We start from the raw sequence: 24337 nt of genomic DNA on the forward strand, positions 1-24337 counted from the left end.
CGCGGGGCCGTGGCCATTGCCACGGGGGCCCGGGCGGGGCATTCTGGCACGCGCGTTCCAAAACAGGTGGCCCTGCGCTTCCGCTGCCTCGCCCCATCACGATCGCGGCGGCGATGCCCGGCCGGTGTAACCGGCCCCGCCGCCCGACCGAACCCATGACGGGTGCGTGGGGGGAGGGCGACGTGTCGGGCACGGTGCTGGCATGGTGGAGCTGGGAGGGCCGGGCGGTGGCGCGGGAGATCATGCCGCGGGAAGCAGGCAGTGCCGGCGCGGAGTGGGATGCGCTGATGGCCGCCGCCCAGCGTGGCGACGCGGCCAGCTATCATCGCCTGCTGTCAGCGGTCGCCCCCTGGCTGCGCCGCTATTTCGTCCGGCGGTTGCCGCCGGCGATGGTCGACGACGCGGTGCAGGACACGCTGGTCGCGCTGCACGAGAAGCGCCACACCTACGACCCGTCGCGTCCCTTCGGGGCCTGGCTTGCCGCCATCGCGAAGTATAAATGGATCGACGCCCTGCGCGCGCTCAGGGCAAGGCCGACGGAGACGCTCGACGACGCGATCGCGGTGGCGGATCATGGGGATGGGGTGGTCAGTGCCTCATCCCTGGAGCGATTGCTGATGATGCTCAGGCCGGCGCAGTCGGATGCCATCCGCCTCGTCAAAATTCAGGGGTTCAGCGTCGAGGAGGCGGCGCAGGCGACCGGCCAGTCCGTGTCGCTGGTCAAGGTCAACATCCACCGCGGGCTGCGGCGGCTGATCTCCCTGTTGCGGACGGGCGCCGATGCCGATTGAACCCTTGCCGACCGGTTCCCTGATCGACCGGCTTGCCCGCGAGCTCAGGCCGGTGCGCCGCCGCGCGCCATGGCGGGAGGCGGCGCTGCTGCTCGGCCTTGGTGCCATCGAACTGGGCCTGTTCCTGGGGCTGGGCCTGATGCGCCCGGACATGACGGCGGCGATGCAACTGCCGGTCTTCTGGTGGAAGCTCGCGAGTCTCGGCCTGATCGGGCTCGTGGGCGGCGCGGTGACCCTGTTCTCGCTCGATCCGGTGCGATCACCACGGCCGGGGCTGCGCTGGCTGGCGGTGTTGATCGCCGTCTGCCTGGGCGGCGGCTGGCTGCTGGATGCGTCGCGCGAGGGGCTGGCGGCCCTGGTGGGGCGGCTCGACTGGCATCACGGCCTGCAATGCCTGGGCAAGATCGTTGCCCTGTCGGTGCCGGCCGTCATCGCGCTGGGTGTCGTGATGCGCCGTGGTGCGCCGACCGACCGTGCCGGCACCGCGCTGGCCGCCGGCCTCGCCGCGTCGGGCTGGGGGGCCTTCGTCTTCGTCTTTGCCTGTCCTTTCGACGATCCCCTCTATGTTGCGGTCTGGTACTCGCTCGGCTGCGGCGTGGTCACGCTGTTCGCGCGGCTGGTGCTGCCGCGGCTCGCGCGCTGGTGAGCGGCGGCGTGGAAAAAATCCGCGCCGCGGCATGGCCGCTGTAACTCCCGGCCCTTCTGCTCCGAAGAGGTCAATGTGCGTGCCATCGCGCATGTTGCCACACCATCGGAGACAGACATGTCAGCTGCAACCAGGCTTTCCTCCGCTCTCCTTGCCGGCGCCGTGACGGCGGCGATCGCTTCGGCCGCCGCCGCGGCGCCGCTGACCCGGGCGGAAGCCGATGCCGCCACCGCCGCGCACAAGGAGAAATGCTACGGGGTCGCGCTCAAGGGCCAGAATGACTGCGCCGCCGGGCCCGGCACCTCCTGCCAGGGCACCTCGACCGTCGATTTCCAGGGCAATGCCTGGAAGTTCGTCCAGGGCGGCACCTGCACCGGCATCGTGGTGCCCGGTGGCCGGCATGGCTCGCTGACCCCGTCCCGCTCCTGACCTGACCGGCTGCCGGAAAGGGGAGACCAAGGTGAACGCACTCACGCGCATCGATCGCGGCCGCCCGGAGCGGGATCTCCGCTTTCCGGCCCATCCCATTGCCGGCCGTGCCGGGGCCGGCCTGAAGCACGATCACCTGCCGGCCATCGAGGCCGAGCCCTTCGCGGGCGGCTTCTTCGAGGTGCACGCGGAAAACTACATGGGGGCGGGCGGCCCGCCGCATCGCATCCTGGCACGGATCCGGCGGGATTATCCGCTGTCGGTGCACGGCGTCGGCCTGTCGATCGGTGGGCCCGGCCGCATCGATCCCGACCATCTCGGGCGGTTCCGCGCCCTGGTCGCGCGCAGCGAACCGGCCCTGGTATCCGAGCACCTTGCCTGGTCCACGCACGCAGGCATCTGCTTCAACGACCTGCTGCCGTTGCCTTACAACGCGGCGTCGCTGGCCCATGTCGCGGCGCATGTCAACGAGGTGCAGGACGCGATCGGGCGGCCGATCCTGCTGGAAAATCCGTCCACCTATGTCACTTTCGCCGATGCCACCATGTCCGAGGCCGACTTCATCCGGGCGCTCGTCCGCCGCACCGGCTGCGGGGTGCTGCTCGACCTCAACAATGTCTTCGTCTCGGCCACGAACCAGGGTTTCGCCGCGGCGGACTACATCGCCGATTTCCCGCTGGCGCGGGTCGGCGAGATCCATCTCGCGGGCCATGCCGTGCAGGCTGACGACGAAGGCGAGGTGCTGCTGATCGACAGCCACGACCGGGAAGTGGCGTCGCCGGTCTGGGCGCTGTTCGAGACGGTCATCGCCCGCTGCGGTCCGATCCCGACCCTGATCGAATGGGACAGCGCCCTGCCGCCCTGGCCGGTGCTGCGGGCCGAGGCGCAGGCCGCGCAGGCCATTCTCGACCGGCATGCCGCGGCGGGAGGCCACCATGCGCACGGATGATGCCGTCCTGTCGCGGCGGGCGGTGCCGTGCTTCGCCGCGCTGCTGGCGCCGGGGCTCACCGATCCGACCCTGCCGCCCCCCGCCAACCTGACCGGGCCGCGTGGCAAGGGCGCGGTCCGGCGCTACAACGTCCACCGCAACAACGTCACCGTCAGCCTGATCGACGCACTGGCCGCCATCTTCCCGGCCACGCAGCGGCTGACCGGCCCCGATTTCTTCCGGGCGATGGCGCGCTTCCACATCCGCGCGACCCCGCCGCGCTCCCCGCTGCTCTTCGAGTACGGCCGCGACTTCCCCGCTTTCATCGAAGGCTATGAGTACGCGCGGCCGTTGCCCTGGCTTGCCGATGTCGCCAGGCTCGAGCGTGCCTGGCTCGATGCCTATCATGCCGCCGAGGCACCGGCGCTGCGGGCCGGGGCGCTTGCCGCGATCGCCGCCCCGGACCTGGAGACGCTGCGCTTCGTGCCGCATCCGGCAAGCCGTGTCCTCCGCTCGCCGTTTCCCGCGCTCTCTCTGTTCGTGATGAACCGCAACGACGGCCCGCCCGGGCCGCTCGCGGCTTTCGTGGCCGAGGATGCATTGGTCACCCGTCCGGACCAGGATGTCATGGTCCGCCATCTTCCCCCCGGCGGCGCCCCCTTCCTGGCCCGGTTGCTGGCGGGGGCAACGCTGGGCGAGGCGGCCGAAGCCGGCTTCGCCGCAGCGGCGGCGTTCGACCTTGCCGGCAACATCGCCGGCATGATCACGGCCGGCGTGTTCGCCGCCATCCGCGACGGAGGGTCCTGATGTCTCCGCAGAGCGACTCCCTGATGGCGGGCGGCGATGCCGGCCGGCCGGTGCCGGCCCTGTACGATCGTACCGCCGCTCTCGCACGGATGATCGTTCCTCCCGCCGCGGCGCAGTTGCTGCTGCGGCTTGCCCTGGCGGTGCCGTTCTGGCGATCCGGGCTGCTCAAATGGGATGGCTTCCTGCGCCTCGGCGACACGGCAGTGCTGTTGTTCACCGAGGAATTCCGGCTGCATCTGCCGGGTGGTCCCTATCCGTTGCCGGCGCCGGCGCTGATGGCCTTCCTGGCGGGAACGGTCGAGATCGCGGCGCCGGTCCTGCTGGTGCTGGGACTGGGCACGCGGCTGGCGGCGCTGGCGCTGCTGCTGATGACCGGCGTCGTCCAACTGGTGGTCCCGGATGGCTGGCCGGTGCATCTCACCTGGGCGGCGCTGGCGCTCGGGCTCATCGTCTGGGGGCCCGGCGGCCTGTCCTGCGACGCGCTGCTGCGGCGCTGCCTGCCCGGCGGCCGGTCACCCCGGCGGCCGGATTGATCCCTGTCCCGGCGGCTTTGCCGGTTCGGTCATGGTCCCGCGTCCAGGGCCAGGTTCACCTCCAGCCGTTGCCCGTCGCGCAGGATCGTCACCCGGACCTGCTGTCCCGGCTCGAACGGGTCCAGCGCCGCGCCGAGCTCGGCGACCTGCCGCACCGGGCGGTCGCCGATGGCGAGGACGACATCGCCGATGCGCACGCCCCCGCCCGGGGTGGGCTCGGCCGCGCGCAGCCCGGCCTTGTCGGCGGCCGAGCCGGGGGCGACGTCGAGCACGAACACGCCCTCGATGCCGAACCGCTGCGCCAGCGCGTCGTTGATCTGCGGCTCGGTGCGGATGCCGAGCGTGGGGCGGACATAGCGGCCGGTGGCGATCAGGCGGGGCACCACGCGGTTGACGGTGTCCACCGGCACCGCGAAGCCGATGCCGGCCGAGGCGCCGGAGGGGCTGTAGATCGCCGTGTTCACCCCGATCAGCCGCCCGGCGGAATCGAGCAGCGGCCCGCCGGAATTGCCCGGGTTGATCGCCGCGTCGGTCTGGATCAGGCCCTGGATCGCGCCGCCGCGCTCGTCGGCCAGCTCGCGGTTCAGTGCCGAGACGATGCCGGTGGTCAGCGTCCAGTCGAGCCCGAAGGGGTTGCCGATGGCGAACACCTTCTGGCCGACCCGCAGGTCGTGGCTGCTGCCGATCGGCAGCGGTGCCGGCGCGCCGCCTCCCACGCCGATGCGCAGCACCGCGAGGTCGTGGTCGGGGCTGGTGCCCACCAGCGTCGCGTTGAAGGCCCGCCCGTCGGCCAGCCGCACCGTGGCGCCGGAGGCGCCGGCGATGACGTGGTTGTTGGTGACGATGTGACCCAGCCGGTCCCAGACGAAGCCCGACCCGGTGCCCCGCGTGACCTGCAGGGCGTTGCGCGTCCAGGGGTTGACCACCCGTTCCAGCGTGGTGATGAACACCACCGAATCGCGGGAATTCTCGAACAGGGCGATGGTGCTGCGCTCGTCCGCCGCGAGGTCGCCGCGTGGCTCGACGGGGCGCGGGCTGGCGCGCGGGGCGAGCCATTCCGCCTCGATCAGGGGCAGCTCCCGCCATGTCAGCACCAGCAGCAGTATCGCCGCGGTGATGGCCAGCAGCCGGAGCAGGAACCGCGTGTCGTTGGGCATGGGCCAAGGCTATAGGGGCCGGGGCGCCGGCGGACAAGTTCGCTCCGCCATCGCGCCGATCGGGCCGGGACGTCCGCCGCTGACCAAAAATCGGCCGCAAGCGCGGCCGTTCAGGGCCGGGTAAGGCCGTGAGGCGCGTCTGCGCCGACATGAGTCAGTCGGGTGTCGGTTTTCGGATGGAGGGCTTCTTGGTGATCCGCTTCAACCATAGGCGCAGACCGCTCTCGACAGCGGTGGTTAACTCTTCGCCTGTTGCTCGCACTGCCTCGATCAGCTTTGGATCGAGGCGAATGGACACGGCTTTCTTCGGGTCGCCTCGGGGCATATGTATATACAGTTTTCTGTTGCGCCGCAGCGCGTCTGTATATACAATACATCTCATGCTGATCCGCAAGGCACACATCTACCGCCTCTATCCCATCGACGAGCAGGAACAGAAGCTCGGCCAGTGGGTCGGTGCCGTGCGGTTCACCTACAACATCGCCCTTGAGCAGCGCCGGGATTGGTATCGGCCAGGCCGGACCTTCAACTTCGCCAGCCAATGCCGCGAAGTCACCACGTTGCGGGCGGAGGTGGATTGGCTGCGAGATGTGCCGGTCCACCCGCTGCAACAGGCGATCAAAGACCTCGACCGCGCCTATATGAACTGGTGGGAAGGACGCGCACAGGCACCGCAGCCACGCAAGCGCGGGTTGAACGATGCCATGCGGTTCCCCGACCCAGCGACCTTCGACTTCCGCCGCATCTCCCGGCACTGGGGCGAGGTGAAGCTGCCTAAGCTCGGATGGGTGCGATTGCGCTGGGATCGCGATATCCCCGGCACGGTAAAGAACATCACCGTCGGCCGGCGTGCCGGTATTTGGACCGTGGCAGCGCAGTATGAGCGCGAGATTGCCGATCCATCGCCGTCCACCCTGCCAGCGGTCGGCATCGACCGGGGCGTGGCAGTGTTCGCAGCCGTGTCGAACGGCACCAGCATTGCGCCCGCCGACTGCGGCAAGAAGGCGCTGAAGGCATTGCGCCGGGCACAACGGAAGCTGGCGCGGAAGAAAAGAGGCTCCAACAACAGAAGAAAACAGGTTCGCCGGGTTGCCCGGCTACATGCGCGGGTCGCCCGTGCTCGCAAGGACTTCCTGCACAAAGCATCCAGCCACGTTGCCCAGAACCACGGCAAGGTCGTGCTGGAGAAGCTGGAAGTCCGGAACATGGTCCGCTCGGCCGGCGGCACCGTCGAACAGCCCGGCCGAAACGTGCGCGCCAAGGCTGGCCTGAACCGCTCCATCCTCGATCAAGGGTGGCACGGCTTCCGCGTCATGCTCGGCTACAAGCTGGCGGAGCGCGGCGGCCGGCTGATCGAAGTGCCGGCGGCATACACCAGCCAGACCTGTTCGGTTTGCGGCGCGGTGGATGCGGCCAGCCGCATCAGCCAGTCGCAGTTCCGCTGCACGGCCTGCGGCCACGAAGCCAACGCAGATGGGAATGCGGCAATCAACATTCTTCGCCGGGCGGACAGTCCGGTGCTGCCTGTGGAGGGACACCGCGCTAAGCGGCCCAGAGAAGCAGGAACCCGCCGGAGGGCAGCGTGATGCAGCACTCCGGAACTCGGGGCTTCGGCCCCGAGAGGATGTCAGGTCTGTGGTGTTCGCACGGCAGCCGCGCGCGGGCGGTTCTGGACGGCGGTATCGGTTTCAGGCGCCTCTGACCGGCGACGAGGCCGACAGGAGCGCTTCATGCTGAACTTCGAATTCCACAATCCCACCCGCATCGTCTTCGGCCGCGACACGATCGCGCGGCTGGATGCGCTGCTGCCGCCGGCGGCGCGTGTGCTGGTGCTCTATGGTGGCGGCAGCGTCCGGCAGAACGGCACGCTCGCCGAGGTGCGGGCCGCGCTCGGCGGGCGCGAGGTGCGCGAGTTCGGCGGCATCGAGCCCAATCCGACCTACGAGACGCTGATGCGCGCGGTCGCCCTGGTGCGGCAGGAGCGGCTCGACTTCCTGCTCGCGGTGGGCGGTGGCTCGGTGATCGACGGCACCAAGTTCGTCGCCGCCGCGCTGTCCTTCACCGGCGAGGATCCCTGGACCATCCTGGAGACGCACGGCGCCAACGTCACCGGTGCGATGCCGTTTGGCAGCGTCCTGACCCTGCCGGCCACCGGATCGGAAATGAACCCCACCGCGGTGATCACCCGCACCGAGACGGCCGCCAAGCTCGCTTTCCGTAGCCCGTACACCTTCCCGCAGTTCTCGATCCTCGACCCGAGCAAGACCTTCACCCTGCCGGCGCGCCAGGTCGCCAATGGCGTGGTCGATGCCTTTGTCCACATCACCGAGCAGTACCTGACCTTCCCGGTCGATGCGCGGGTGCAGGACCGTTTCGCCGAAGGGCTGTTGCAGACCCTGATCGAGATCGGGCCGCGGGCGGTGGCGCAGCCGGAGGATTACGACACCCGCGCCAACCTGGTGTGGACCGCTACGCTCGCGCTGAATGGCCTGATCGGGGCGGGGGTGCCGGGGGACTGGGCGACGCACATGATCGGCCATGAGCTGACGGCCCGCTTCGGCATCGACCACGCTCGCACCCTCGCTGTCGTGCTGCCGGCGCTGCTGCGCGAGCGGCGGGAAGCCAAGCGCGGCAAGCTGCTGCAGTACGCCGAACGCGTCTGGCACATCACCGAAGGGACCGAGGACGCGCGCATCGAGGCGGCGATCCGCCGGACCGAGGCGTTCTTCGAAAGCCTCGGCCTGCCCACGCGGCTGTCGAGCTACGCGGTCGGCACGGAGGCGATCGACGGGCTGGTCGCGCAGCTGGAGACGCACGGCATGACCGCCCTGGGCGAGCAGAAGGAGATCACCCCCGAGGTCAGCCGGCGCATCCTGGAAGCGAGCCTGGTGCCGGCAGCGTAAAAGAATGGGATCCAAGGGCCTTGTGGCCCTTGGCGGAGGTCCAGGAGGCAGAGCCTCCTGGTCGGGTTTGGGGCGAAGCCCCAACGCTCTCTTGCCAAAAAGGTGATGGACCGTATCTTTCCGGAGCGCGCAGGTTGCGCGTTCCGGGAGGTACGTGGTCCGGCGCCGATGACAGAGCTGCTGTTACTTCTGATTGGCGCGCAGGTCGTCCGGGAGAAATGGCGGACCATCGGGTATATCGGCCTGGCCTGGCTGCTCGTCGGGGCGTTCTTCTTCGTCGATGCGCTGCTGGATGAATTCCGCATCTGGCCGGTGTATTTCGCAATTCCGCTGCTGCTCGACGCGGGTGTCTCGTTCGTTGCCGGGTTGAGTGGGATCGACTCGCGCCGTGGCCTGCGTTTCGCCAAGGCGGCGATCCTGGCCGTCATTTCGCTGCTGATCATTTTGCGTCCCTGGGGCAGCGACATCGTCATCGGCTTCCTGGTCGGCATCCTGCTGGTGCTGGATGCGGGCTGGCGCGCGGCGAGTGCCACGGTGGTGCGCTTCCCCCGCTGGCGCGGCGCGCTGGGAGTGGCTGTGTTCGAGTTCGCGCTCGGCGTCTGGTCCTTCGTGCCATGGCCGACGGGCTGGCAGGGCGAGGTCGGGCTCGACGTGGGCACGCTGATGATGGTCACTGCCATCAGCCTGCTGGTGCTGGCCTGGCGCATCCGGCGGCTGCCGGCGGGCATGCCAATGTCGCGGCTGCTGAGCGACGGCTGGCCGCGCGGCCGCTGGCCTGATGCGGCCGGCGAGGCCCCTGTTCCGGCGATGGCAGGCAATCTGGTTGTCCATGTCTGGACCCCGACCGGGTCCCTCGCACCGTTGCGCCACGGCATCGCGCGCTACGTGGCGGCGCTGGACGAGAAGGGCGTCATTTCCACCGGGCATGCGGCGCTGGAGGCGCCGGATGTCTACATCAGCCATTATCCCGCGGCCGACATCGACCGCGACCAGTCGGCCTTCACCCGCACCCTGCGCGCGACCGTGGACAACGATGTGCCGGGCCGGTTCCTGCCGGGCTACGCGGAGGAAAGCGGGGAGTGGTGTCCCTCGACCGTGCAGGTGGAGCTGCGCGGCCTGGATCTCGGGGCGTTGCGCGCGTTCTGGGAGGGCTACCGGCAGGACACCACCTACAACCTCACCCGCCGCAATTGCTCGACCGCGGTGGCGCGGGCGCTGGATGCCGCGGTGGAGGGCTGCTTCGCCGGGCGGGCGCGCTCGCCGTGGTTCCTGCTGCGGCTGCTGGTCCTGCCGGAGCTGTGGACCGCCGGCCTGATCCGCCGCCGCGCCGCCGCGATGGCGTGGACCCCCGGGCTGATGCTCGATTATGCCCGGGCCCTGGCGGGTGTGCTCGACCTGCCGGCGCGGGCCGGGGGCAGGGCGCCGGTCCGCGCGGTGCCGGCCGCGTGACCGGCAACCGCACCCTGGCCGCGCGCCTCGCCATCATCGTGGTGGCGGTGATCTTCGGCCTGACCTACAGCCTGGCGGCGGCGCTGATCGCGCTCGACCTCGCCGGGCGGGGCTTCAGCGAGGCCCTGATCGGCGCCAATGCCGCCATGCATGCGGTGGGCGTGCTCGGCATGGCGTTCCTGCTGCCCGCGATCACGGCGCGGCTTGGCCTGCGGCGCACCGTCATCGGCGCGTTGCTGGCTGCGGCGGGGCTGCTGCTGCTGTTTCCGGCGCTGCCGTTCCTGGCGGCGTGGTTCGGGCTGCGGGTCCTGCTCGGCGCCGCCTCGGAGGCGTTGTTCGTGCTGTCGGAGACCTGGCTGAACGCCCTCAGCACGGAGGCGACGCGGGCCCGCACCATGGCCGCCTACACCGCGGGCCTGTCGGTGGGGCTGGCGCTTGGCCCGCTGCTGCTGTCGCTGATCGGCGCGGAGGGGTTCGCCCCCTATGTGGCGGGGGCCGCCCTGGCGGTGGGGGCGGCGTTCCTGGTGCTGCCGCGCTTCGTGACGGCGCCGGCATTCGCCCCGCCCGAGCACGCCAATCCGTGGCGTTCCATCCGCCTCGCCCCGCTCGCCATGGGCGCGACGGCGCTGAATGCCGCGGTGGAGACGGCGGGCCTGACCTTCCTGACGCTCTATGCCATGTCGGTGGGCTGGCCGGAGGCCGAGGCGACGCAGTTGATGACCTGGATGATGTTCGGCGCCATCGTGCTGCAACTGCCGATCGGCTGGCTGGGCGACAAGGTCGACCGCGAGCGCATGATCATCCTGCTGGCGGCACTGTCGGCGCTGGGTGCGCTGGCCTGGCCCTGGGCGCTCGGCTGGCCCTGGGCGACGCGGGCGCTGCTGTTCGCCTGGGGCGGGGCCTTCGTCGGCATCTACACCATGATGCTGGCGATCGTCGGCAGCCGTTTCCAGGGCAGCCGGCTGGTCGGGCTCTATGCGGTCATGAGCCTGTTCTGGGGCGTCGGCGCCTTGCTCGGCCCGGTCTGTGCCGGGCTGGCGATGCAGGCATCCGACCATGGCCTGGTGTATTTCGTGGCGCTGGCCTGTGCGGCCTTCACGGTCTGCGCCGTGCTCGCGCGCCGCCGCGCCACTGCCCCCGCCGCCTGAGCCGAGGCGCGGTTTCACAACGACGTCAGGCCCCGCGTCCCCCGGCCGGCCCGATCCCACCTTCCCGGCACGCCGCAGCGCCGCGAAGGGGGATCACCATGCAGACGCGCCGTCACGCCGTGCCGTTGCGCGGGCCTCAGACCGATGGCGCGGGCGGTCGCCCCGCGCATCACCTGCCGGTCAACGACCTCGCCGCGTCCCCCGCCGCGGACAACCCGTTCCTGCAGGGCGCCTACGCGCCGGTTGGCGACGAATGCGACCTCAGTGACCTGCCGGTGCGCGGCGCCTTGCCGGAGGGGCTGCAAGGCAGCTTCCTGCGCAACGGCCCCAACGTCGCCTTTCCGCCGCTCTCCTACTCCTATCCGTTCGACGGCGACGGCATGGTGCATGCGCTGAGCTTCCGTGGGGGCCGGGTCGCCTACCGCAACCGCTTCGTCGAGACTCGCGGGTTGCGGGCCGAGCGCCGTGCCGGCCGCGCGCTCTATGGCAGCGTGCTGGCGCCGGTGCTGCCAGAGCCCGCGCTGATCGGGCCGGACGGCGATCCGGGGCCGATCAAGAACACCGCCAACACCAACGTCATCCACCATGCCGGCCGCACGCTGGCGCTGTGGGAAGGCGGGTTGCCGACCGAGCTCGGCCCGCAGCTCGAGACCATCGGGCTTTACGACTTCGATGGGCAGATCACCGACGCCTTCACCGCGCATCCCAAGCCCGATCCGGCCAGCGGCGAGCTGGTGGCGTTCCGCTACAGGCTCCGTCCGCCCTTCCTGGTCGGCTTCGTCATCGATGCCGAAGGCCGCGTGGCCCGGCGCATCGAACTGGAAGCGCCGGTGCCGGTGATGCTGCACGATTTCGCCGCGACCGCCACGCACATGGTGTTCTTCCTCTGCCCGGTGGTGCTGGATCCCGAGGCGGTGGCGAAGGGCGGCAGCATGTTGTCCTGGCAGCCCGAGCGCGGCACCCGCATCGCCGTGGTGCCGCGCGACGGCGCCGGCCCGGTGCGCTGGTTCGAGACCGAGCCGTTCTTCGTCTTCCATTTCCTCAATGCGTTCGATGCCGGGGGGCGCATCGTCGTCGACTACGTGCAGTATGCCGGGTTCGGGCCCGCCGTCGCCGCCGCCGCCCCGCCCTGCCTGTGGCGGGCCGAGCTGGATCCCGGCACCGGCCGGGTGGAACGTCGCCCGCTCAGCGACCGGCGCGCCGAATTTCCCCGCGTTGATCCGGCCGTGCTGGGCCGGCCCAACCGCCATGGCTGGAGCACGGGCAACGGCGCCACGCCCGGTCATGCCGCGAGCTTTGGGGCGCTGATCCATTACGACCTTGGGAGCGGGGCGACGGAGCTGCATGATTTCGGCCCCGGGCAGGCAGTGGGTGAGCCGGTGTTCATTCCCCGTCCTGGCGGAAAGGGCGAGGCGGATGGCTGGATCGGTGCCTGGGTCTACGACCAGGGCTCCGACACGTCCCGCTTCGTGCTGCTGGAGGCGCTCGCGATCGGCCGCCCGCCGGTGGCCGAGGTGATGCTGCCCCGGCGGGTGCCGCACGGCTTCCACGGCAACTGGGTCGCCTGACCGGCGGCCCCTTGGTCGGGCCGGGGAGCCGCCGGGGAACGCGCTCAGCCTTTGGTGCCGGTGGGCTGCAGGATGGGGGGCGGCGGTGCATCGAGGTCGGCGGTGGGCCGGTGCGGTGGCGCGGCCCTGGTGGCCGGTGCCGCCGGACCGAGCGGACGAAAATCGGGCACGGTCGGCCGCAGCGATCCGGGCAGCTTGTCGCCCGCGGTTTTCCTCGGGCGCTTCCCGGCGGTCGTGGACTCCGGCTTCGTCATGTCCCGGCGCGGCGTCGTGCCCGCCCGGGTGGCCGGGCGGGGAGGGCTGGCGCTGCGTCGCGTCGCCCCCGAAGCGGGGGAGGCGAAGGACTGGAGGAAGGCCCTCTGCACGCCCAGGATCCAGTCGAGCCAGGCCAGGCCCAGGTCGAAGACCGCCGTGAAGATGGCCTGTGCCGGGGGCGTGTCGCGCCGTTGCATCCGTCGCCGTTCCGTCTTGCGTCGCGAGGCCGCGGCCTCGCGCGCGGGGGCATCGGTGATGCCGGGGGGTGTGGCCCCGGCCACGGCGGGTGGGAATTCAGCAGAGGCCGGGGCAGCCGGCTCGGCATCGCGGGTGAGTGGCGGGGTGCGTGGCACGTCCTCGGCGGCGGCGTCGCGCCGGGGGGGCGACGGGGCGGGGCGGCCCGCCGCATGCCGATGCCGTCCCGGTGGAAACACCAGGGCGGGCATCGACGCCATCACGCGGGCCTGGTGTTGCTCGGTCCGGATCTGCCGGCTCGCACGCAGCCAATGGCTTTCCTCGCGCCCCTCGGGACGCCCCTCCTGTTCCCAGATGTCGTGCGCACGTTGCCGGATGCGTTCTTGATGATTGGGCATGTGCTCTCCCTACTGCCATGCAGGCGGAGGGAAAACGCCGGGGCGCAGCCCCAGTGGCAGGGCAGGCCGACGCGAAAGATGCGGGGCCAGGATGCGCGTGCAACGACGGGCGCGGCCGGGGCGGCAGCGTCCCGGCCGTGATGATCGCTGTCAGGTTTGGGCTTTTAAGTGTGGCTGTCCGGGTCGCGTCAGCGACGCAGCGCGCGCGGGCGCAGCCAGGATGCGCCGGCATGGTTCTCCGGGGCGGCGCGCGACCACCGGGTGGGCTCGGGTTCGTCCGCGGCCTCGCCGGCGGGGGTGATGGCGGGCACGAACACCGGCACCGGCAGGCCGATGAACGAGGTGAAGCCACGGAAGGCCAGCACCGCCTCCAGGGCGGCGGGGTCCATCGGCGGCGGGTCGGAGGGGCGAAGGCCGAAAAGACGCAGCAATTTCTCGCTGATCGCGTAGGCGCGTGCCGGGTGGCAATCCGCTGCGGCCTGAAGTGCCTGTGCCATGGTGGCTGTCCGACGAATGATGGGCTGTTGTCGCCGGCCTCACATGGCGCGCGCCATGTGGCCAGATTATGGCGTCAATGCCCGGGATCGTGGCAGCGATCGTGGCGCTGCCCGGCCGCCTGCGCCATGGGTGACGGCCCGCACGGAATTGACTTGCGATTCATTCGCAGTTTCAGCTAGACCGACACCACGACGGCCATGGCCCAATGGCCGATGACGAAAAGGACAGCGCTGCCCGGCCGGCCCAGCCGGAGGTGCCGTCCTGCCCGAAACGGATGGCGGTGCTCCTCTCTCGTCCGCCACGCCGTGCATGGCATGCCGCCGTCGGCGCGGGCGCGGGACGTGCCCCGCGCGCCGGGCTGGCGGCGGCGATTTCGTCACGGCACGACCGCTTGTCCCCGGGCGGAACGGGGCCACATCGTTACTCCGCCCTGCGCAACTTCCTGGCCCCTGGCCCGTTGTCGCATTCGACCCGGGGATGCGGGTCCGTGCTGCGACGCTGCGCGCGTTGGCGGCATCTATTTGCGTGCGCTGATCCGGCCGTGCCGGCAGCGACATTGCGATGCTTCAGGAGATTGCAAGTAATTCTCAATTACCCTACCGTTCCTTCTGCTCCGCTTTCCGACGTCGCCGCCGATTCCACGGAGTCCACCATGACCGCCTGCTTCTCCCCTGCGCTGAAACCACCCTCGTCCATCGACGTGCCGGGGGACGGGCTTTCCATGGCGGAGACGGTCTGGCCCCAGCTTGATGGCAGCGACATCGCCCGCCGGCTGGCGATCACCGAGGCCGAACTGGTGGAAATGGACGAGGGCAGCACCAGTGCCAGATTGCGCGCCGACTGGCCCTCCCTGCTGGAGGGGCTGCGCCGGCTTGGTCCGGTGCTCGCCCAGACCGGCAATGCCCATGCGGTGCTGGAGGCGCATGGCCACGCCATGTTCGCCCAGCAGCGGCCCGGTCCGGTCCGCCCTCCCGGCCAGGAAGTGGAACTGCGGCTGTCGCTCGATCACTGGTGCCATGCCTGGGCCACCACCGGGCAGGGACGGCGGGCGCTGCAGGTCTTCGCCGCCGATGGCAGCGCCGTGCACAAGGTGCTGCTGACCGAGGACTCGGACCTGTCCGTCTGGGAACGGCTGCTGGTGGCCCTGGCCGCGCCGGGCCTGCCCGCCATCGACATCGATCCCGCCGCCCCGCCGGCACCGCCGCTCTTTCCGGTGCCGCCAGAGGCGGTAATGGACGTCGCCGCCTTCCGTGCCACCTGGGATGCCCTGCGCGACGCGCGCGAAGTCTCCGGCCTGTCCGGGCACTGCGGTGCCGACCGGTGCAGCGCCGGCTGCACCTGGGCACCGCGGCAACTGGGGGAAGCACGCCGGGTGTCGCCGGACGCGGTGGTCGGGTTGCTGCGCCGCGTGGCGGCGGCGGAGCCGCTGACGGTCATGGTCGGCAACCCGGGCTGCCTGCAGACCCATACCGGCCTGTTGGAGGTGGTGACGGATGCCGGCCCCTGGCTGCAGGTGCGCGGCGCCGATGCCGTGCTCTACCTGCGGGCGCGGGCGATCGCCGGAGGGTGGGTGGTGGCGACGCCGACGCCGCAGGGCGTGGTGACCTCGCTCGAGCTGTTCGCCACCGACGGCACGCCGATGGCGATGTTCTGCGGCCGGCGGCTGGCGCGCGACGGCGTTGATCCACAAGGCCTGGCGCCGGCGTCGCCGCTGACGGCGGAAAGCTGGCACCGTTTCGCCGGCTGAGCGCGCCGGCGCGCGGTCAGCCGCCCGGCGCGGTGGGGCGCCAGAGGATCAGGTTCCCCACCGTCCGCGCGAACAGCGAAAAGCCGCGCGCGGCGGCGATGGCCTCCAGCCGCCCGGCCGCGTCGTGGTCATCGCCGCTGACATTCTCGACGCACAGCACGCGCGGCCCCGCCGGGCCGAAATGTGCTGATTCCAGGATGGCGCAGTCCAGCCCCTCGGCATCGATGCACAGCAGATCAGGCCATGTGCCGCCGCACTGCGTCGCCACCACCTCGTCCAGCGTCACCACCGGGATGCGCCGCACCTCGCGGATGGAAAAGGCGGGATGCGCGGCGACGAAGGCTTCCGCGGTGGCGCGGTCGAAGCCGTTGCGGCCGGAGAACTCGTCGATCATGTAGTAGTCGAGTTCCCCCGCTGCCGGCCCGATGCCGAGATTGAGGGTCACGTCCTCCGGCCGCAGCTCCGCGTAGGCCGGCATGAAATGCGGGTTGGCATCGATGTTCACCCCGCGCGAGCCGCGCGCATAGAGCAGCGCGGTGTTGTTGCAGGCGACGGGATGATGGGCGCCGACATCGATGAAGCCGGGCCGCTCGATGCGCAGCATGTGGAACAGGTTCTGCAGGATCAGGTCCTCACCGAACTGGGCGTAGGATACCGGCCCGAAGGGCTGGTCGGGGTGGCCGCGGTAATTCCATGGCCCGAGTCCACCCTCCGCCGGTGCCGCCGGCCGCGGCGTCATCGCCTCGGCCAGGGCCCGCAGCGGCGTGCCCACCTGCCGTTCCAGCGCCGTCTCCAGCAGGGCGGCGAAATCACGTTCGTCCATCTCAGGCATCCTCGCCGGGCGTGCAGGGCAGCGCCGCGACCGCATCGGGTGGGGGGAGGGCGGTGCCGAGGCCGTGCGCCAGCATGGCCGCGAGCAGCCGTTCGGCGACGTCGGTCGGATGCTGCTCGGTCATGCAGCGCGGCTCCTTGTGGCCCTTGGCGCAGGCATCCATCCAGTCGCGGGTCAGCCACCAGCAATTGCCACAGACCGGCGGGTCGAGGCTGACATTGTCGGGATAGGCGAAGTAATCGCTCGGGGTCGGCCCGAACACCACGCCGGAGGTCACGCCGTAGCAGCGCGCCAGGTGCACCAGCCCGCCCTCGTTGTCGATGTGGAAGGCCGCTTGTGCCAGCACCCCGGCGGCGTCCTGCAGCGTGGTGCGGCCGACCAGGTCGAGATCGCATTCCGCCAGGGGCTCGCTGGTGTCGCGGGCGCCGAGCTGGACGAACAGCAGATGCGGCAATGCCTGCTTCAGCCGGGCGACGACGGCGCCGAACTGCGGATAGCACTTGGTCGCGCGCCGGCCGGAGATGACGAAGCGGGTGTCGAAGCCGTTATGCACGGTGACGTAGCCGCCCGCCGGCAGCCCCAGCCGTGCCGGGGCGAGCCGGTTGGCCGGCACCGCGAGCCGGTCGCCGCCATAGGCGATGCCCGCCATCCGGTGCAGCCAGTCGCGCCGCGTGGCGCCGGCGAAGACCGCCCTCTGGCCGAGGAAGTTGTCGAGATAGGGATGCTGGTTGATGAACACGTCGACGCCGGCGCGGGCGTGGATCAGCGTCCGCAGCGCCCGCACCAGCGCCGGGGCCTCGCGCAGCGTCTCCCAGCGGACGCATTCGCGATAGACCACCACCGTCTGGTTGGCGCGCAGGGCAAGGTCGTATTCCCCGAGCAGGCGCTCGAACAGGATGTCGTCATAGGCCTGGTTGAAGCCGGGCACGGCGGCGAAGGCCCAGCCCGCCAGCTCCGGGGTCGGGGAGAACACGTCGAAGGCGATGTCGCCGCAGCTCGCGGCAAGGTCGCGCAGGAAGCGGGCGATCACCAGGCAATCGCCGAGCCCGCCGGTGACGGCGACGGCGCAATGGATGCGTGACGGCGGGAAGCCCGCGCGTTGCCGCCCGATCCGTGCCCGCACCAGCCGCAGCCGTCCTGCCCCCAGCAGGTGCCGTCCCAGCATCGGCCCCTTGCGGCGCAGTTGGCGCGCCAGCAGGGTCGTGGTCGCCCTCAGGCCGTCGCGGGCATAGGTCTCGCGCAGGGTGGCGGAGAAACGGCGGAGGCGCCGCGTCAAGGTGGTCAGGGACACGTCTCGCACGAGGGGGGCTTGCTCCATGAAAGAGGATCCCGCCCCCTGCCGGGGGCGCCGGCAGGGGGCGGGCAGTCATCCTGGCTTCAGACCAGTTGCCAGTTCGGCGCCGTGGCGCCGAGCGAGGTGGCGGAAACGGCGAGGCCGTGCTGCACCTGCCAGGCCGCTACCGCGCCGGAAGCGTGGGTGAAGACCAGGTCGGTGGTGCCGTCGGCATCGAGGTCGCCGGCGGTGGCGAAGCTCCAGCCCTCGGCGTACTGGCCGATCGCGCCGGTGGCGGTGACGCCACCGTCCTGCAGCGCCCAATAGGCCATGGTGCCGCTGGTATGCGCGAACACCAGGTCGGGCGTGCCGTCGCCGGTCACGTCGCCGGCGGCCTCGAAGCTCCAGCCATCGGCGAGGTGGCCGATGCCCTTGCCGCTGACGGCGACGCCGTCGCGCACCATCCAGGCCGCCACGTCACCGCCGGTGCTGGTGAACACCAGGTCGTCGGTGCCGTCGCCGTCGAGGTCGGTCGCGGCCCGCAGCGTCCAGGCCGCGTCGGTGTGGCCGAGCGTGGTCACCCCTGCGACCGTGCCGCCCTGCATCCGCAGGGCGGTGATGGCACCGTCGCTGCCCTGCAGCACGATGTCCTGTGCGCCGTTGCCATCGACATCGCCAATCGCCGCGACCTGCCGTCCCGCGCCGGGGGCTGCCAGCGCATGCTGCGTGGTGACCGTGCCGCCATGCGTCTCCCACACCGCAAGGCTGCCATCCGCCCGTTGCGTCAGGATGTCGGCGATGCCGTCGCCGGTCAGGTCGCCGCTCGCCAGCACCGTCGCCCCGGCGGGCAGGGTGCCGAGCCCGGAGGAGGCCGTCACCGCGCCGTTCGCGACCGACCACAGCGCCACCGTGCCGCCGCCATGCTGGAACAGCAGGTCGGTCGTGGCGGTGCCGAGGAAGTCGCCAGGGGCGGTGTGCAGCGCCAGATCGCCGTCGGTGAAGCGGACCACTTCGATCGAGCGCAGCACGTCGGTGCCGTCGGCGCTGGTCAGGCGCCAGCTACCGTCGCCGAGGCGGGTGAGGGTGCTGCCGGCGCGGGTGGCATTCACCACCGCGACGTCGGCGCCGGCCCCGCCATCGAGCGTGTCGTTGCCGCCGCCGCCGACCAGCGTGTCGTTGCCGCCGAGGCCGCGGATGACGTCATCGCCGGCGCCGCTGGTGAGCATTTCCGATGCCGCGGTGCCGGTGATCTCCTGGCCGGGCACCGTCGCGCCGTTCAGCCGCGTCACCAGCACGTCGTCGAAGCTGACCCCCGGATTGCCCCAGGTGTAGAGCCCGACCGTGCCCTGCTCGGTGTCGTGCACCGCGATCGGCGAGGCGAACAGCGCCACGCCGTCGAGCCAGGCGGTGATGACGCCTTCGACGATGTCGACCCGCAGCACCGCGGTGTCGGTGGCGGTGAAGGCGTTCGGGCTCTGCCACAGCGTCTGCTCGATGCCGCCCTTCAGGCTGAACAACTGGATCAGCCCGGTCTCCGAGTCGAGCTCCAGCTTGTAGGTGTTGTTGGCGTCCGTGTAGTGGAACAGGAAGCCGACGCCGCCGGTGTCGGCCCAGCGGATGGTCGCTTCCGTCGAATAGTTCCGCCACTCCCGCGCGCCGGCTTCGTCCCACAGGGCGTAGGCCCCCTTGCGCAGCGCGTAGATGCCGTCGCCGAGCGGGCTCCAGGTGAGTCGCCATTCCGGCGTCGGCGCGGTGTCGCCGCTGCCGCCGAGCTGGCGGCTGTAGCTGTCGGCGAGCTGCGTCAGGCGGCCGTTCACCACCTGCCAGTCCGGCGCGGCGCCGAGTTCGTGCTCGTCGACGAAGCGCCAGCCATTGGCGTTGCCATCGGCGAAGTCATCCTGCACCAGCACGTCACTGGCCTTGATGACCGTGACGATGACGCTGTCGCTGTCATGGCCGCTGTCGCCGGCGCCGGTGAGGTTCAGCGTCAGCACATGCGTGCCGGCGCCGAGCGAGATCTCCGCGTCGGCCGCGTTCGCCACCACCTTGCCGTTCTCGCTCCAGGTCGCGCCGGCGATGCCTCCGAGGGCGAAGCTGTGCGATCCGGTCAGCGATATCGTCGCCGCCCCGTCGCCGTCGCTGTCGATCACCCGGATATCGCGGCCGGCATAGGCGCGCAGTGTGCCGGCGGTAACCAGCACGTCGTCGAAGATCGACTGGTGCTGGCTGTTCGACACCAGCCCGACGGTGCCGCCCGTGAGCGGGGCGGTGGCGTCGGTCACCGCCCCGCCGAACAGCGCGTCGCCGTCGAGGGTGGCGAAGATGCGGCCATCGGCGACGCTGACCTTCAGGTCCATGGTCTGGTCGAACGGCGTGGTGATGGTCTCACGGGCGAGCGTGGTGCTCACGCCGTCCTTCACCTTCACCAGCAGCCGCTCGTTGTTCTGGATGTTGAAGGTCAGGCGATAGAAGTTGTTGGCGTCCGTGTAGTAGAAATAGACGCCGATGGTGTCGTCATCCTCGGTGATCAGGGTGACGTCGAGCGTATAGCCGGTCCAGGCCTTCGCCGCCGGGTCGGACCAGATCATGGCGCCCGAGCTGTCGTTGTAGGCATAGAGCGCGCCCTGGGCGTTCGCCGCCGTGGGGGTGGCGGCGGCGGTGCCCTTCACCAGCCAGGTGCCGCCGGTGCGGGTCCAGCCATTGGCGTTGCCGTCGTTGAAGTTGTCCCGCAGCAGGGTGGCGGCGCCGGTGACGGTGACGTCGACCGTATCGGTGCTGGTCACGCCGTCGGCGGTCACCGCACGCAGGGTGAAGCTGTATTTGCCGGCGGCCAGCTCCAGCGCGGCATTCTTGCCGGTGGCAATCACCTCGCCGGCGGCATTGAGCCACTCGTATTTCGCCACCTGCGACAGCAGGTCGATACTGGCGCTGCCGTCGAGCGTCACCTTGATGGTGCCGGCATTGCCGGCATCGAGGGTCAGGTCGTCGCCCGCCTTCGCCTTGAACTGGTAGTCTGGCGCATCGGTGTCGAAGCCGGGGATGGTCTGCTCGTGGTCGAGATAGGGCCCGGTCAGGTCGGCGGTGCTGGTGCCGTCGCGCGAGGGCGTCGTGGTCTGGCGCACCCCGGTCAGATAGGTGTCGAGATTGGCGAGGTAGGTTTCAGTGTAGACGGTGCCGGTTTCCGGATCGATCGTCACCAGCCGCATGGCGCCGTTGCCGCCATTGCCGCCGGCGGAGGCGTCGCCGTTGCCGGTGATCTCGCTCGCGACGCCGTCCTGGTAGTTGACGAACATCTGGTAGACCGGCTGGCCGAACTGGTTGTAGCTGACGATGGTCTCGGCGCCGTCACCGAACACGTGGCCGGAAAAGACGAAGGAGATGTTGGAGTACTGGCTGACCAGGGTCTGCCAGAGATCCTCGCCGTCGCTGGCCCCCTGGGGATCGTTCACCATCCCGTAGTCCTTGCCGGTGCCCTCGCCATAGAGTTCGTTCGAGAGCGGATCGGCACGCGTGCCCATGTTGGTGTAGTGATGGGTGGCCAGGATGACCTTGTAGTCCAGGTGGGCGTCCATCACTCCCTTGGCCCAGCGCACCACGTCGTCGCGCGGGCCGAATTCCATCATCAGCACCATCCACTTGGTGCCGTCGCTGCCCTCGAAGGTGTACCAGGCATTGGCGGTGCTGTTCGGCTCGCCGTCATAGACGCCGCCCAGCGTGCTGTTCTGCGTCATATAATCGAGGGTGAAGTACTGGCCGAGCAGCGTGGTGTGGTTGGAGGCGCTGCCCTCCGCCAGGTCATGGTTGCCCGGCAGCACGGCGTAGGGCACCACGCCGTTCAGCGTCGACCACGCGTCCTTGGCGATCGCCCATTGCTCCGGGGCGCTCCATTGGGTGACGTCGCCGACCTGCAGCGCGAACACCGTGTTCAGCGCGGCCTTGTTGTCGGCCAGCCACTGCGTCATCTTGTGGTACAGCCGCGCGCCGGCCGGGTCGTCGGTGTAGTCCTGGGTGTCCGGCACCACCGCGACGGTGTAGGCGCTGGCGCTGACATGGCGCAGGCGGAAGCTGTCGGACACTGCGTCGCCGGCGGCATTGGACGCGGTGACGGTGATGTCGGTGATGCCCCAGCCGTTGACATCCACCACCAGCTTGCCGTCGACGACCCGGGCGGTGGCGATTTTCCCGTCGCCGGTGGTGACGTTGTAGGTGAGATCGCCGCCGCTGAAGACGCCGGCGAGGTCGATGGTGATCGTGCCGGTCGCCGTGGTCAGGCGCTGGTCGTCGATGGCCTGGGCGATGGCCGGCGGGGTCAGCATGCCGATCGCGGTCATGGTGGCCGAGCCGTAGCTCGCGGTCAGCGTGCCATTGTCGAAGTCGAACTGTGTGGCATAGGGATTGGCGTTGGCCTGGGCGATGATGCCGCCGATGGTCGGACCGCCGAGGGCTGCGATGGCGGCGCCGTCCAGCACGGCGGGCGTGATGTGCAGGCTGTTCAGGTAGCCCGCCCAGGTCTCGCCGTCATTGTCCGACAGCACGGTGCAGCCGGTGGTGCCGTTGACCGAGAACTTGGCGGCATCGACGGTGAAGTGCCCGGCCACCGCGCCATCGACATAGGCGGTCAGCACCGAGCTGCCGTTGCCCTGGTCCTGCACCGTGATGGCCAGCCGGTGCCACTGGCCGAAGGCGAAGCTGCCATGGGTCTCGCCGGCGACGGAGATGCCGATGCTGCCGTCCTGGTTGCGCACCAGGAACACGTTGGCATTGGCGTCCATGTCGGCGGATGTGCGGAACAGCGCCCCCGCATCGCCGTCCTGGCCGGCCGGGATCAGCAGGTCGAACAGCACCGAATAGCTGCTGATGCTACCCGGGACATTCACGCCGATCTGGTAGCCCTCGCCCGGGCCGGTGGCGGGGAAGCCCAGCACACCGCTGTCATCGCCGGGGAATTTGCCCACCCCGAGCTTGTCGGCATCGCCGATGCTGCCGCCATCGGTGCCGCGCGGCGCCAGCGTGCCGGTGCCGTAGGTGGTGCCGTAGCCGCCCTTGTCGAAGTCGAACTGCAGCGTGCCGGCGGGAACGGTCGCATCAGTGAAGATGCCGCCGCGCGTGGCCCCGCCCAGCGCAGCGATCTCGGCCCCGGTCAGCGTATGGCCGACATAGGCGAAGCTGTTCAGGAAGCCCGCGGCGGTCTCGCCGTCCTCGTCGGCCAGGATGAGGAACCGGCCGCTGGCGTCGATGGAGAAGCGGGAGGTGCTGAGGGTCTGTTCGCCGACCAGCGCGCCGTCGACGTATTTGCGCAGGACCGTGTTGCCGTTGCCCATGTCCTGGTAGCTGACGGCGATGCGGTGCCAGGCATCCAGCGTGATCTCGCCTTCATAGACGCTGGAGATGCCGATGCCGGCGATGCCGGTGCCAAGCTTCTTGAGGAACAGGTCGGCGTCGCTGGCGTTGCCGGGGTCGGTCTGGAACAGCGCGGCGTAGCCGCCCAGGTCCTTCGCCGAGAGATAGAGGTCGTAGATCAGCGTGAAGGAAGAGACGGTTTCGGTGGCGCCGGTCGTCACCGTATAGCCCTGGGCGATGTCGGAGGCGGGATAGTGCAGCACTCCGGCCGGATCGGCCGGATAGGCCGGCAGGCCGAGCTCGGCCGGGGAGGCGATGCCGCCCGCCTGCGCCGCGTCGACCGCCGCCATGGTGCCGGGGCCGAAGCTGGCGGCGAGGGTGCCGCTCTCGAAGTCGAACTGGGTGGCGCTGCCTTCCGCCGGCGCCGCGGCGAGGATGCCGCCGGCCGTGGTGCCGCCGAGGGCGGCGACCTGCTGCTCGCTCAGGGCCGTGGTGGTGAACAGGAAGCTGCTCAGCGCGCCGGCCCAGGTCTCTCCGTCCTCGTCGGTGAGGATCAGGAAGCCGCTGTCTCCGTCGAAGCTGAAGCGGCTGGTGGAGACGGATTGCTGGCCGACCAGGGCGCCATCGACATATTTCGACAGCACCGAGCTGCCGTCACCCTGGCCTTCGAAGGTGAAGGCGATGCGGTGCCAGCCGCCGAGGGAGACCTCGCCGTCATAGGTGCCGGAGATGCCGATCCCGGCGGAATCGGCGGAGAGCCGCTTCAGGAACAGATCCGCATCGGAACGGTTGCTCAGGTCGGTCTGGAACAGCGCGCCATAACCGGAGGACTGGCCTGCCGGGATCAGCAGGTCATAGACCAGCGTGAAGGTGGTGACGCTGCCGGACACGCCGGGGCGAATCAGGTAGCCGCCGGTGTGGGGCGCGGCGGCGGGGAAGCTCAGGGCTTTCCCGCCGGTGCCCGGCATCGCGGCGAGACCAAGGGAGCGGATTGTTCCGAAAGTGGAATTGCTCATCCTGCCGTTCCATTTAATGGAGGCGGCACAATCCGCATCGAACACTACAGCTTGATGACACTTCGCAATAGGTTTGATGTATTGCCCAGATCGATTGCAGGAATCTCGTGCAATATGACAATTTAATCATTTATATTATCAATATGTAACAAAATGTAACGTGCTGTTTGCGCCCCCGGAGGCAAACGCACCGCCGCCGCGACCGCCAGATGGAAACCGCAGGCGGGCAAACGCGAAGCGATATTTCACGCATAAAAATCGCATAAACAGAGTCTTTTTATTACGAAATTATATTTTATTCGCGCGTGAATTGACATTCCATGATGTGGCTCTTACCGTACTACGCGTTACGGAAGAAGTTTCGTCTCTAAATGCAATGTTTTGCCGTTGAATTCTCCTTCCGGCGCCCGCCCTGCTGGCCCT

The 24337-nt window shown here is 69.9% G+C and carries 19 protein-coding genes; 12 read left to right on the forward strand and 7 right to left on the reverse strand.

The window, feature by feature from the left end:
* The first annotated feature begins 155 nt into the window (after positions 1-155).
* From NBY65_RS21525 to NBY65_RS21550, 6 genes are all read left to right on the forward strand, one after another.
* The gene (locus NBY65_RS21525) at positions 156-791 is read left to right on the forward strand and encodes a sigma-70 family RNA polymerase sigma factor (protein ID WP_239002885.1); all 636 of its coding nucleotides are present in this window, start codon (positions 156-158) and stop codon (positions 789-791) included.
* Positions 781-1437: an NrsF family protein gene (locus NBY65_RS21530; protein WP_203330562.1), complete on the forward strand. Its 657-nt coding sequence runs from the start codon at positions 781-783 to the stop codon at positions 1435-1437. The genes NBY65_RS21525 and NBY65_RS21530 overlap by 11 nt, the downstream gene beginning before the upstream one ends.
* A 117-nt stretch (positions 1438-1554) precedes the next feature.
* A complete protein-coding gene (locus tag NBY65_RS21535) occupies positions 1555-1866 on the forward strand; it encodes a BufA1 family periplasmic bufferin-type metallophore (RefSeq protein ID WP_150042269.1) in 312 nt (103 codons plus the stop codon).
* Between the two features lie 31 nt (positions 1867-1897).
* Positions 1898-2815, forward strand: coding sequence for an MNIO family bufferin maturase (gene bufB / locus NBY65_RS21540; RefSeq protein WP_150042268.1), 918 nt, complete (start codon positions 1898-1900; stop codon positions 2813-2815).
* Positions 2802-3602, forward strand: a complete 801-nt coding sequence (locus tag NBY65_RS21545) for an HvfC/BufC N-terminal domain-containing protein (protein ID WP_150042267.1) — start codon at positions 2802-2804, stop codon at positions 3600-3602. Before bufB ends, NBY65_RS21545 begins: the two co-directional genes overlap by 14 nt.
* Positions 3602-4135 (forward strand): DoxX family protein, encoded by a 534-nt coding sequence (locus NBY65_RS21550; RefSeq protein ID WP_203330561.1) that lies wholly within the window; start codon positions 3602-3604, stop codon positions 4133-4135. The genes NBY65_RS21545 and NBY65_RS21550 overlap by 1 nt, the downstream gene beginning before the upstream one ends.
* Positions 4136-4164: 29 nt before the next feature.
* Here NBY65_RS21550 and NBY65_RS21555 read toward each other — a convergent pair whose 3' ends face one another.
* Both NBY65_RS21555 and NBY65_RS34100 read right to left on the reverse strand, forming a co-directional pair.
* Positions 4165-5292: a S1C family serine protease gene (locus tag NBY65_RS21555; RefSeq protein ID WP_150042266.1), complete on the reverse strand. Its 1128-nt coding sequence runs from the start codon at positions 5290-5292 to the stop codon at positions 4165-4167.
* A 154-nt stretch (positions 5293-5446) separates the two neighbouring features.
* The gene (locus NBY65_RS34100) at positions 5447-5695 is read right to left on the reverse strand and encodes a BrnA antitoxin family protein (protein ID WP_150042265.1); all 249 of its coding nucleotides are present in this window, start codon (positions 5693-5695) and stop codon (positions 5447-5449) included.
* Here NBY65_RS34100 and NBY65_RS21560 point away from each other — a divergent pair.
* From NBY65_RS21560 to NBY65_RS21580, 5 genes are all read left to right on the forward strand, one after another.
* Positions 5673-6878, forward strand: a complete 1206-nt coding sequence (locus NBY65_RS21560; protein ID WP_162530664.1) for an RNA-guided endonuclease InsQ/TnpB family protein — start codon at positions 5673-5675, stop codon at positions 6876-6878. The two genes, NBY65_RS34100 and NBY65_RS21560, sit on opposite strands and share 23 nt — an antisense overlap.
* A gap of 144 nt (positions 6879-7022) precedes the next feature.
* The gene (locus NBY65_RS21565; protein WP_150042263.1) at positions 7023-8195 is read left to right on the forward strand and encodes an iron-containing alcohol dehydrogenase; all 1173 of its coding nucleotides are present in this window, start codon (positions 7023-7025) and stop codon (positions 8193-8195) included.
* A 168-nt stretch (positions 8196-8363) separates the two neighbouring features.
* Positions 8364-9644 (forward strand): HdeD family acid-resistance protein, encoded by a 1281-nt coding sequence (locus tag NBY65_RS21570; RefSeq protein WP_150042262.1) that lies wholly within the window; start codon positions 8364-8366, stop codon positions 9642-9644.
* On the forward strand, positions 9641-10792 hold the full coding sequence (locus NBY65_RS21575) for an MFS transporter (protein ID WP_203330560.1): 1152 nt from the start codon (positions 9641-9643) through the stop codon (positions 10790-10792). The genes NBY65_RS21570 and NBY65_RS21575 overlap by 4 nt, the downstream gene beginning before the upstream one ends.
* 98 nt (positions 10793-10890) lie before the next feature.
* Positions 10891-12360, forward strand: a complete 1470-nt coding sequence (locus tag NBY65_RS21580) for a carotenoid oxygenase family protein (protein ID WP_150042261.1) — start codon at positions 10891-10893, stop codon at positions 12358-12360.
* Positions 12361-12404: 44 nt separating this feature from the next.
* On the opposite strand, the gene NBY65_RS21585 is transcribed toward NBY65_RS21580, so the two are convergent.
* Positions 12405-13208, reverse strand: coding sequence for a DUF2934 domain-containing protein (locus NBY65_RS21585; protein WP_150042260.1), 804 nt, complete (start codon positions 13206-13208; stop codon positions 12405-12407).
* Between the two features lie 188 nt (positions 13209-13396).
* The gene (locus NBY65_RS21590) at positions 13397-13705 is read right to left on the reverse strand and encodes a hypothetical protein (RefSeq protein ID WP_150042259.1); all 309 of its coding nucleotides are present in this window, start codon (positions 13703-13705) and stop codon (positions 13397-13399) included.
* A 653-nt stretch (positions 13706-14358) separates the two neighbouring features.
* On the opposite strand from NBY65_RS21590, the gene NBY65_RS21595 reads away from it, so the two are divergent.
* Positions 14359-15453 carry a ChuX/HutX family heme-like substrate-binding protein gene (locus NBY65_RS21595; protein WP_162530663.1) on the forward strand — a complete coding sequence of 365 codons (1095 nt, stop codon included), beginning with the start codon at positions 14359-14361 and terminating at the stop codon, positions 15451-15453.
* 16 nt (positions 15454-15469) lie between these two features.
* Here the strand turns inward: NBY65_RS21595 and NBY65_RS21600 are convergent, their stop codons facing one another.
* The 3 genes from NBY65_RS21600 to NBY65_RS21610 are packed head-to-tail and all read right to left on the reverse strand — an operon-like array spanning position 15470 to position 23914.
* Entirely contained in the window at positions 15470-16276 is an 807-nt protein-coding gene (locus NBY65_RS21600; protein ID WP_162530662.1) for an FkbM family methyltransferase, read from the reverse strand.
* A 1-nt stretch (position 16277) separates the two neighbouring features.
* On the reverse strand, positions 16278-17603 hold the full coding sequence (locus tag NBY65_RS21605; RefSeq protein WP_150042256.1) for a glycosyltransferase family 9 protein: 1326 nt from the start codon (positions 17601-17603) through the stop codon (positions 16278-16280).
* A 59-nt stretch (positions 17604-17662) separates the two neighbouring features.
* Positions 17663-23914 carry an FG-GAP-like repeat-containing protein gene (locus NBY65_RS21610; RefSeq protein ID WP_150042255.1) on the reverse strand — a complete coding sequence of 2084 codons (6252 nt, stop codon included), beginning with the start codon at positions 23912-23914 and terminating at the stop codon, positions 17663-17665.
* Between the last annotated feature and the right edge of the window lie 423 nt (positions 23915-24337).

The organism is Rhodovastum atsumiense (genome assembly GCF_937425535.1).
GTDB classification, from domain to species: Bacteria; Pseudomonadota; Alphaproteobacteria; order Acetobacterales; family Acetobacteraceae; genus Rhodovastum; species Rhodovastum atsumiense.

Bases quoted from the DNA above. Each gene is read 5' to 3' on its own strand.
- NBY65_RS34100 (WP_150042265.1), bottom strand. From the start codon at position 5,695: ATGTGTGCCTTGCGGATCAGCATGAGATGTATTGTATATACAGACGCG.
- NBY65_RS21580 (WP_150042261.1), top strand. From the start codon at position 10,891: ATGCAGACGCGCCGTCACGCCGTGCCGTTGCGCGGGCCTCAGACCGAT.
- NBY65_RS21595 (WP_162530663.1), top strand. From the start codon at position 14,359: ATGACCGCCTGCTTCTCCCCTGCGCTGAAACCACCCTCGTCCATCGAC.
- NBY65_RS21525 (WP_239002885.1), top strand. From the start codon at position 156: ATGACGGGTGCGTGGGGGGAGGGCGACGTGTCGGGCACGGTGCTGGCA.
- NBY65_RS21550 (WP_203330561.1), top strand. From the start codon at position 3,602: ATGTCTCCGCAGAGCGACTCCCTGATGGCGGGCGGCGATGCCGGCCGG.
- NBY65_RS21545 (WP_150042267.1), top strand. From the start codon at position 2,802: ATGCGCACGGATGATGCCGTCCTGTCGCGGCGGGCGGTGCCGTGCTTC.
- NBY65_RS21590 (WP_150042259.1), bottom strand. From the start codon at position 13,705: ATGGCACAGGCACTTCAGGCCGCAGCGGATTGCCACCCGGCACGCGCC.
- NBY65_RS21565 (WP_150042263.1), top strand. From the start codon at position 7,023: ATGCTGAACTTCGAATTCCACAATCCCACCCGCATCGTCTTCGGCCGC.
- NBY65_RS21535 (WP_150042269.1), top strand. From the start codon at position 1,555: ATGTCAGCTGCAACCAGGCTTTCCTCCGCTCTCCTTGCCGGCGCCGTG.
- NBY65_RS21560 (WP_162530664.1), top strand. From the start codon at position 5,673: ATGCTGATCCGCAAGGCACACATCTACCGCCTCTATCCCATCGACGAG.
- NBY65_RS21585 (WP_150042260.1), bottom strand. From the start codon at position 13,208: ATGCCCAATCATCAAGAACGCATCCGGCAACGTGCGCACGACATCTGG.
- NBY65_RS21530 (WP_203330562.1), top strand. From the start codon at position 781: ATGCCGATTGAACCCTTGCCGACCGGTTCCCTGATCGACCGGCTTGCC.
- NBY65_RS21600 (WP_162530662.1), bottom strand. From the start codon at position 16,276: ATGGACGAACGTGATTTCGCCGCCCTGCTGGAGACGGCGCTGGAACGG.
- NBY65_RS21610 (WP_150042255.1), bottom strand. From the start codon at position 23,914: ATGAGCAATTCCACTTTCGGAACAATCCGCTCCCTTGGTCTCGCCGCG.
- NBY65_RS21555 (WP_150042266.1), bottom strand. From the start codon at position 5,292: ATGCCCAACGACACGCGGTTCCTGCTCCGGCTGCTGGCCATCACCGCG.
- NBY65_RS21570 (WP_150042262.1), top strand. From the start codon at position 8,364: ATGACAGAGCTGCTGTTACTTCTGATTGGCGCGCAGGTCGTCCGGGAG.
- NBY65_RS21605 (WP_150042256.1), bottom strand. From the start codon at position 17,603: ATGGAGCAAGCCCCCCTCGTGCGAGACGTGTCCCTGACCACCTTGACG.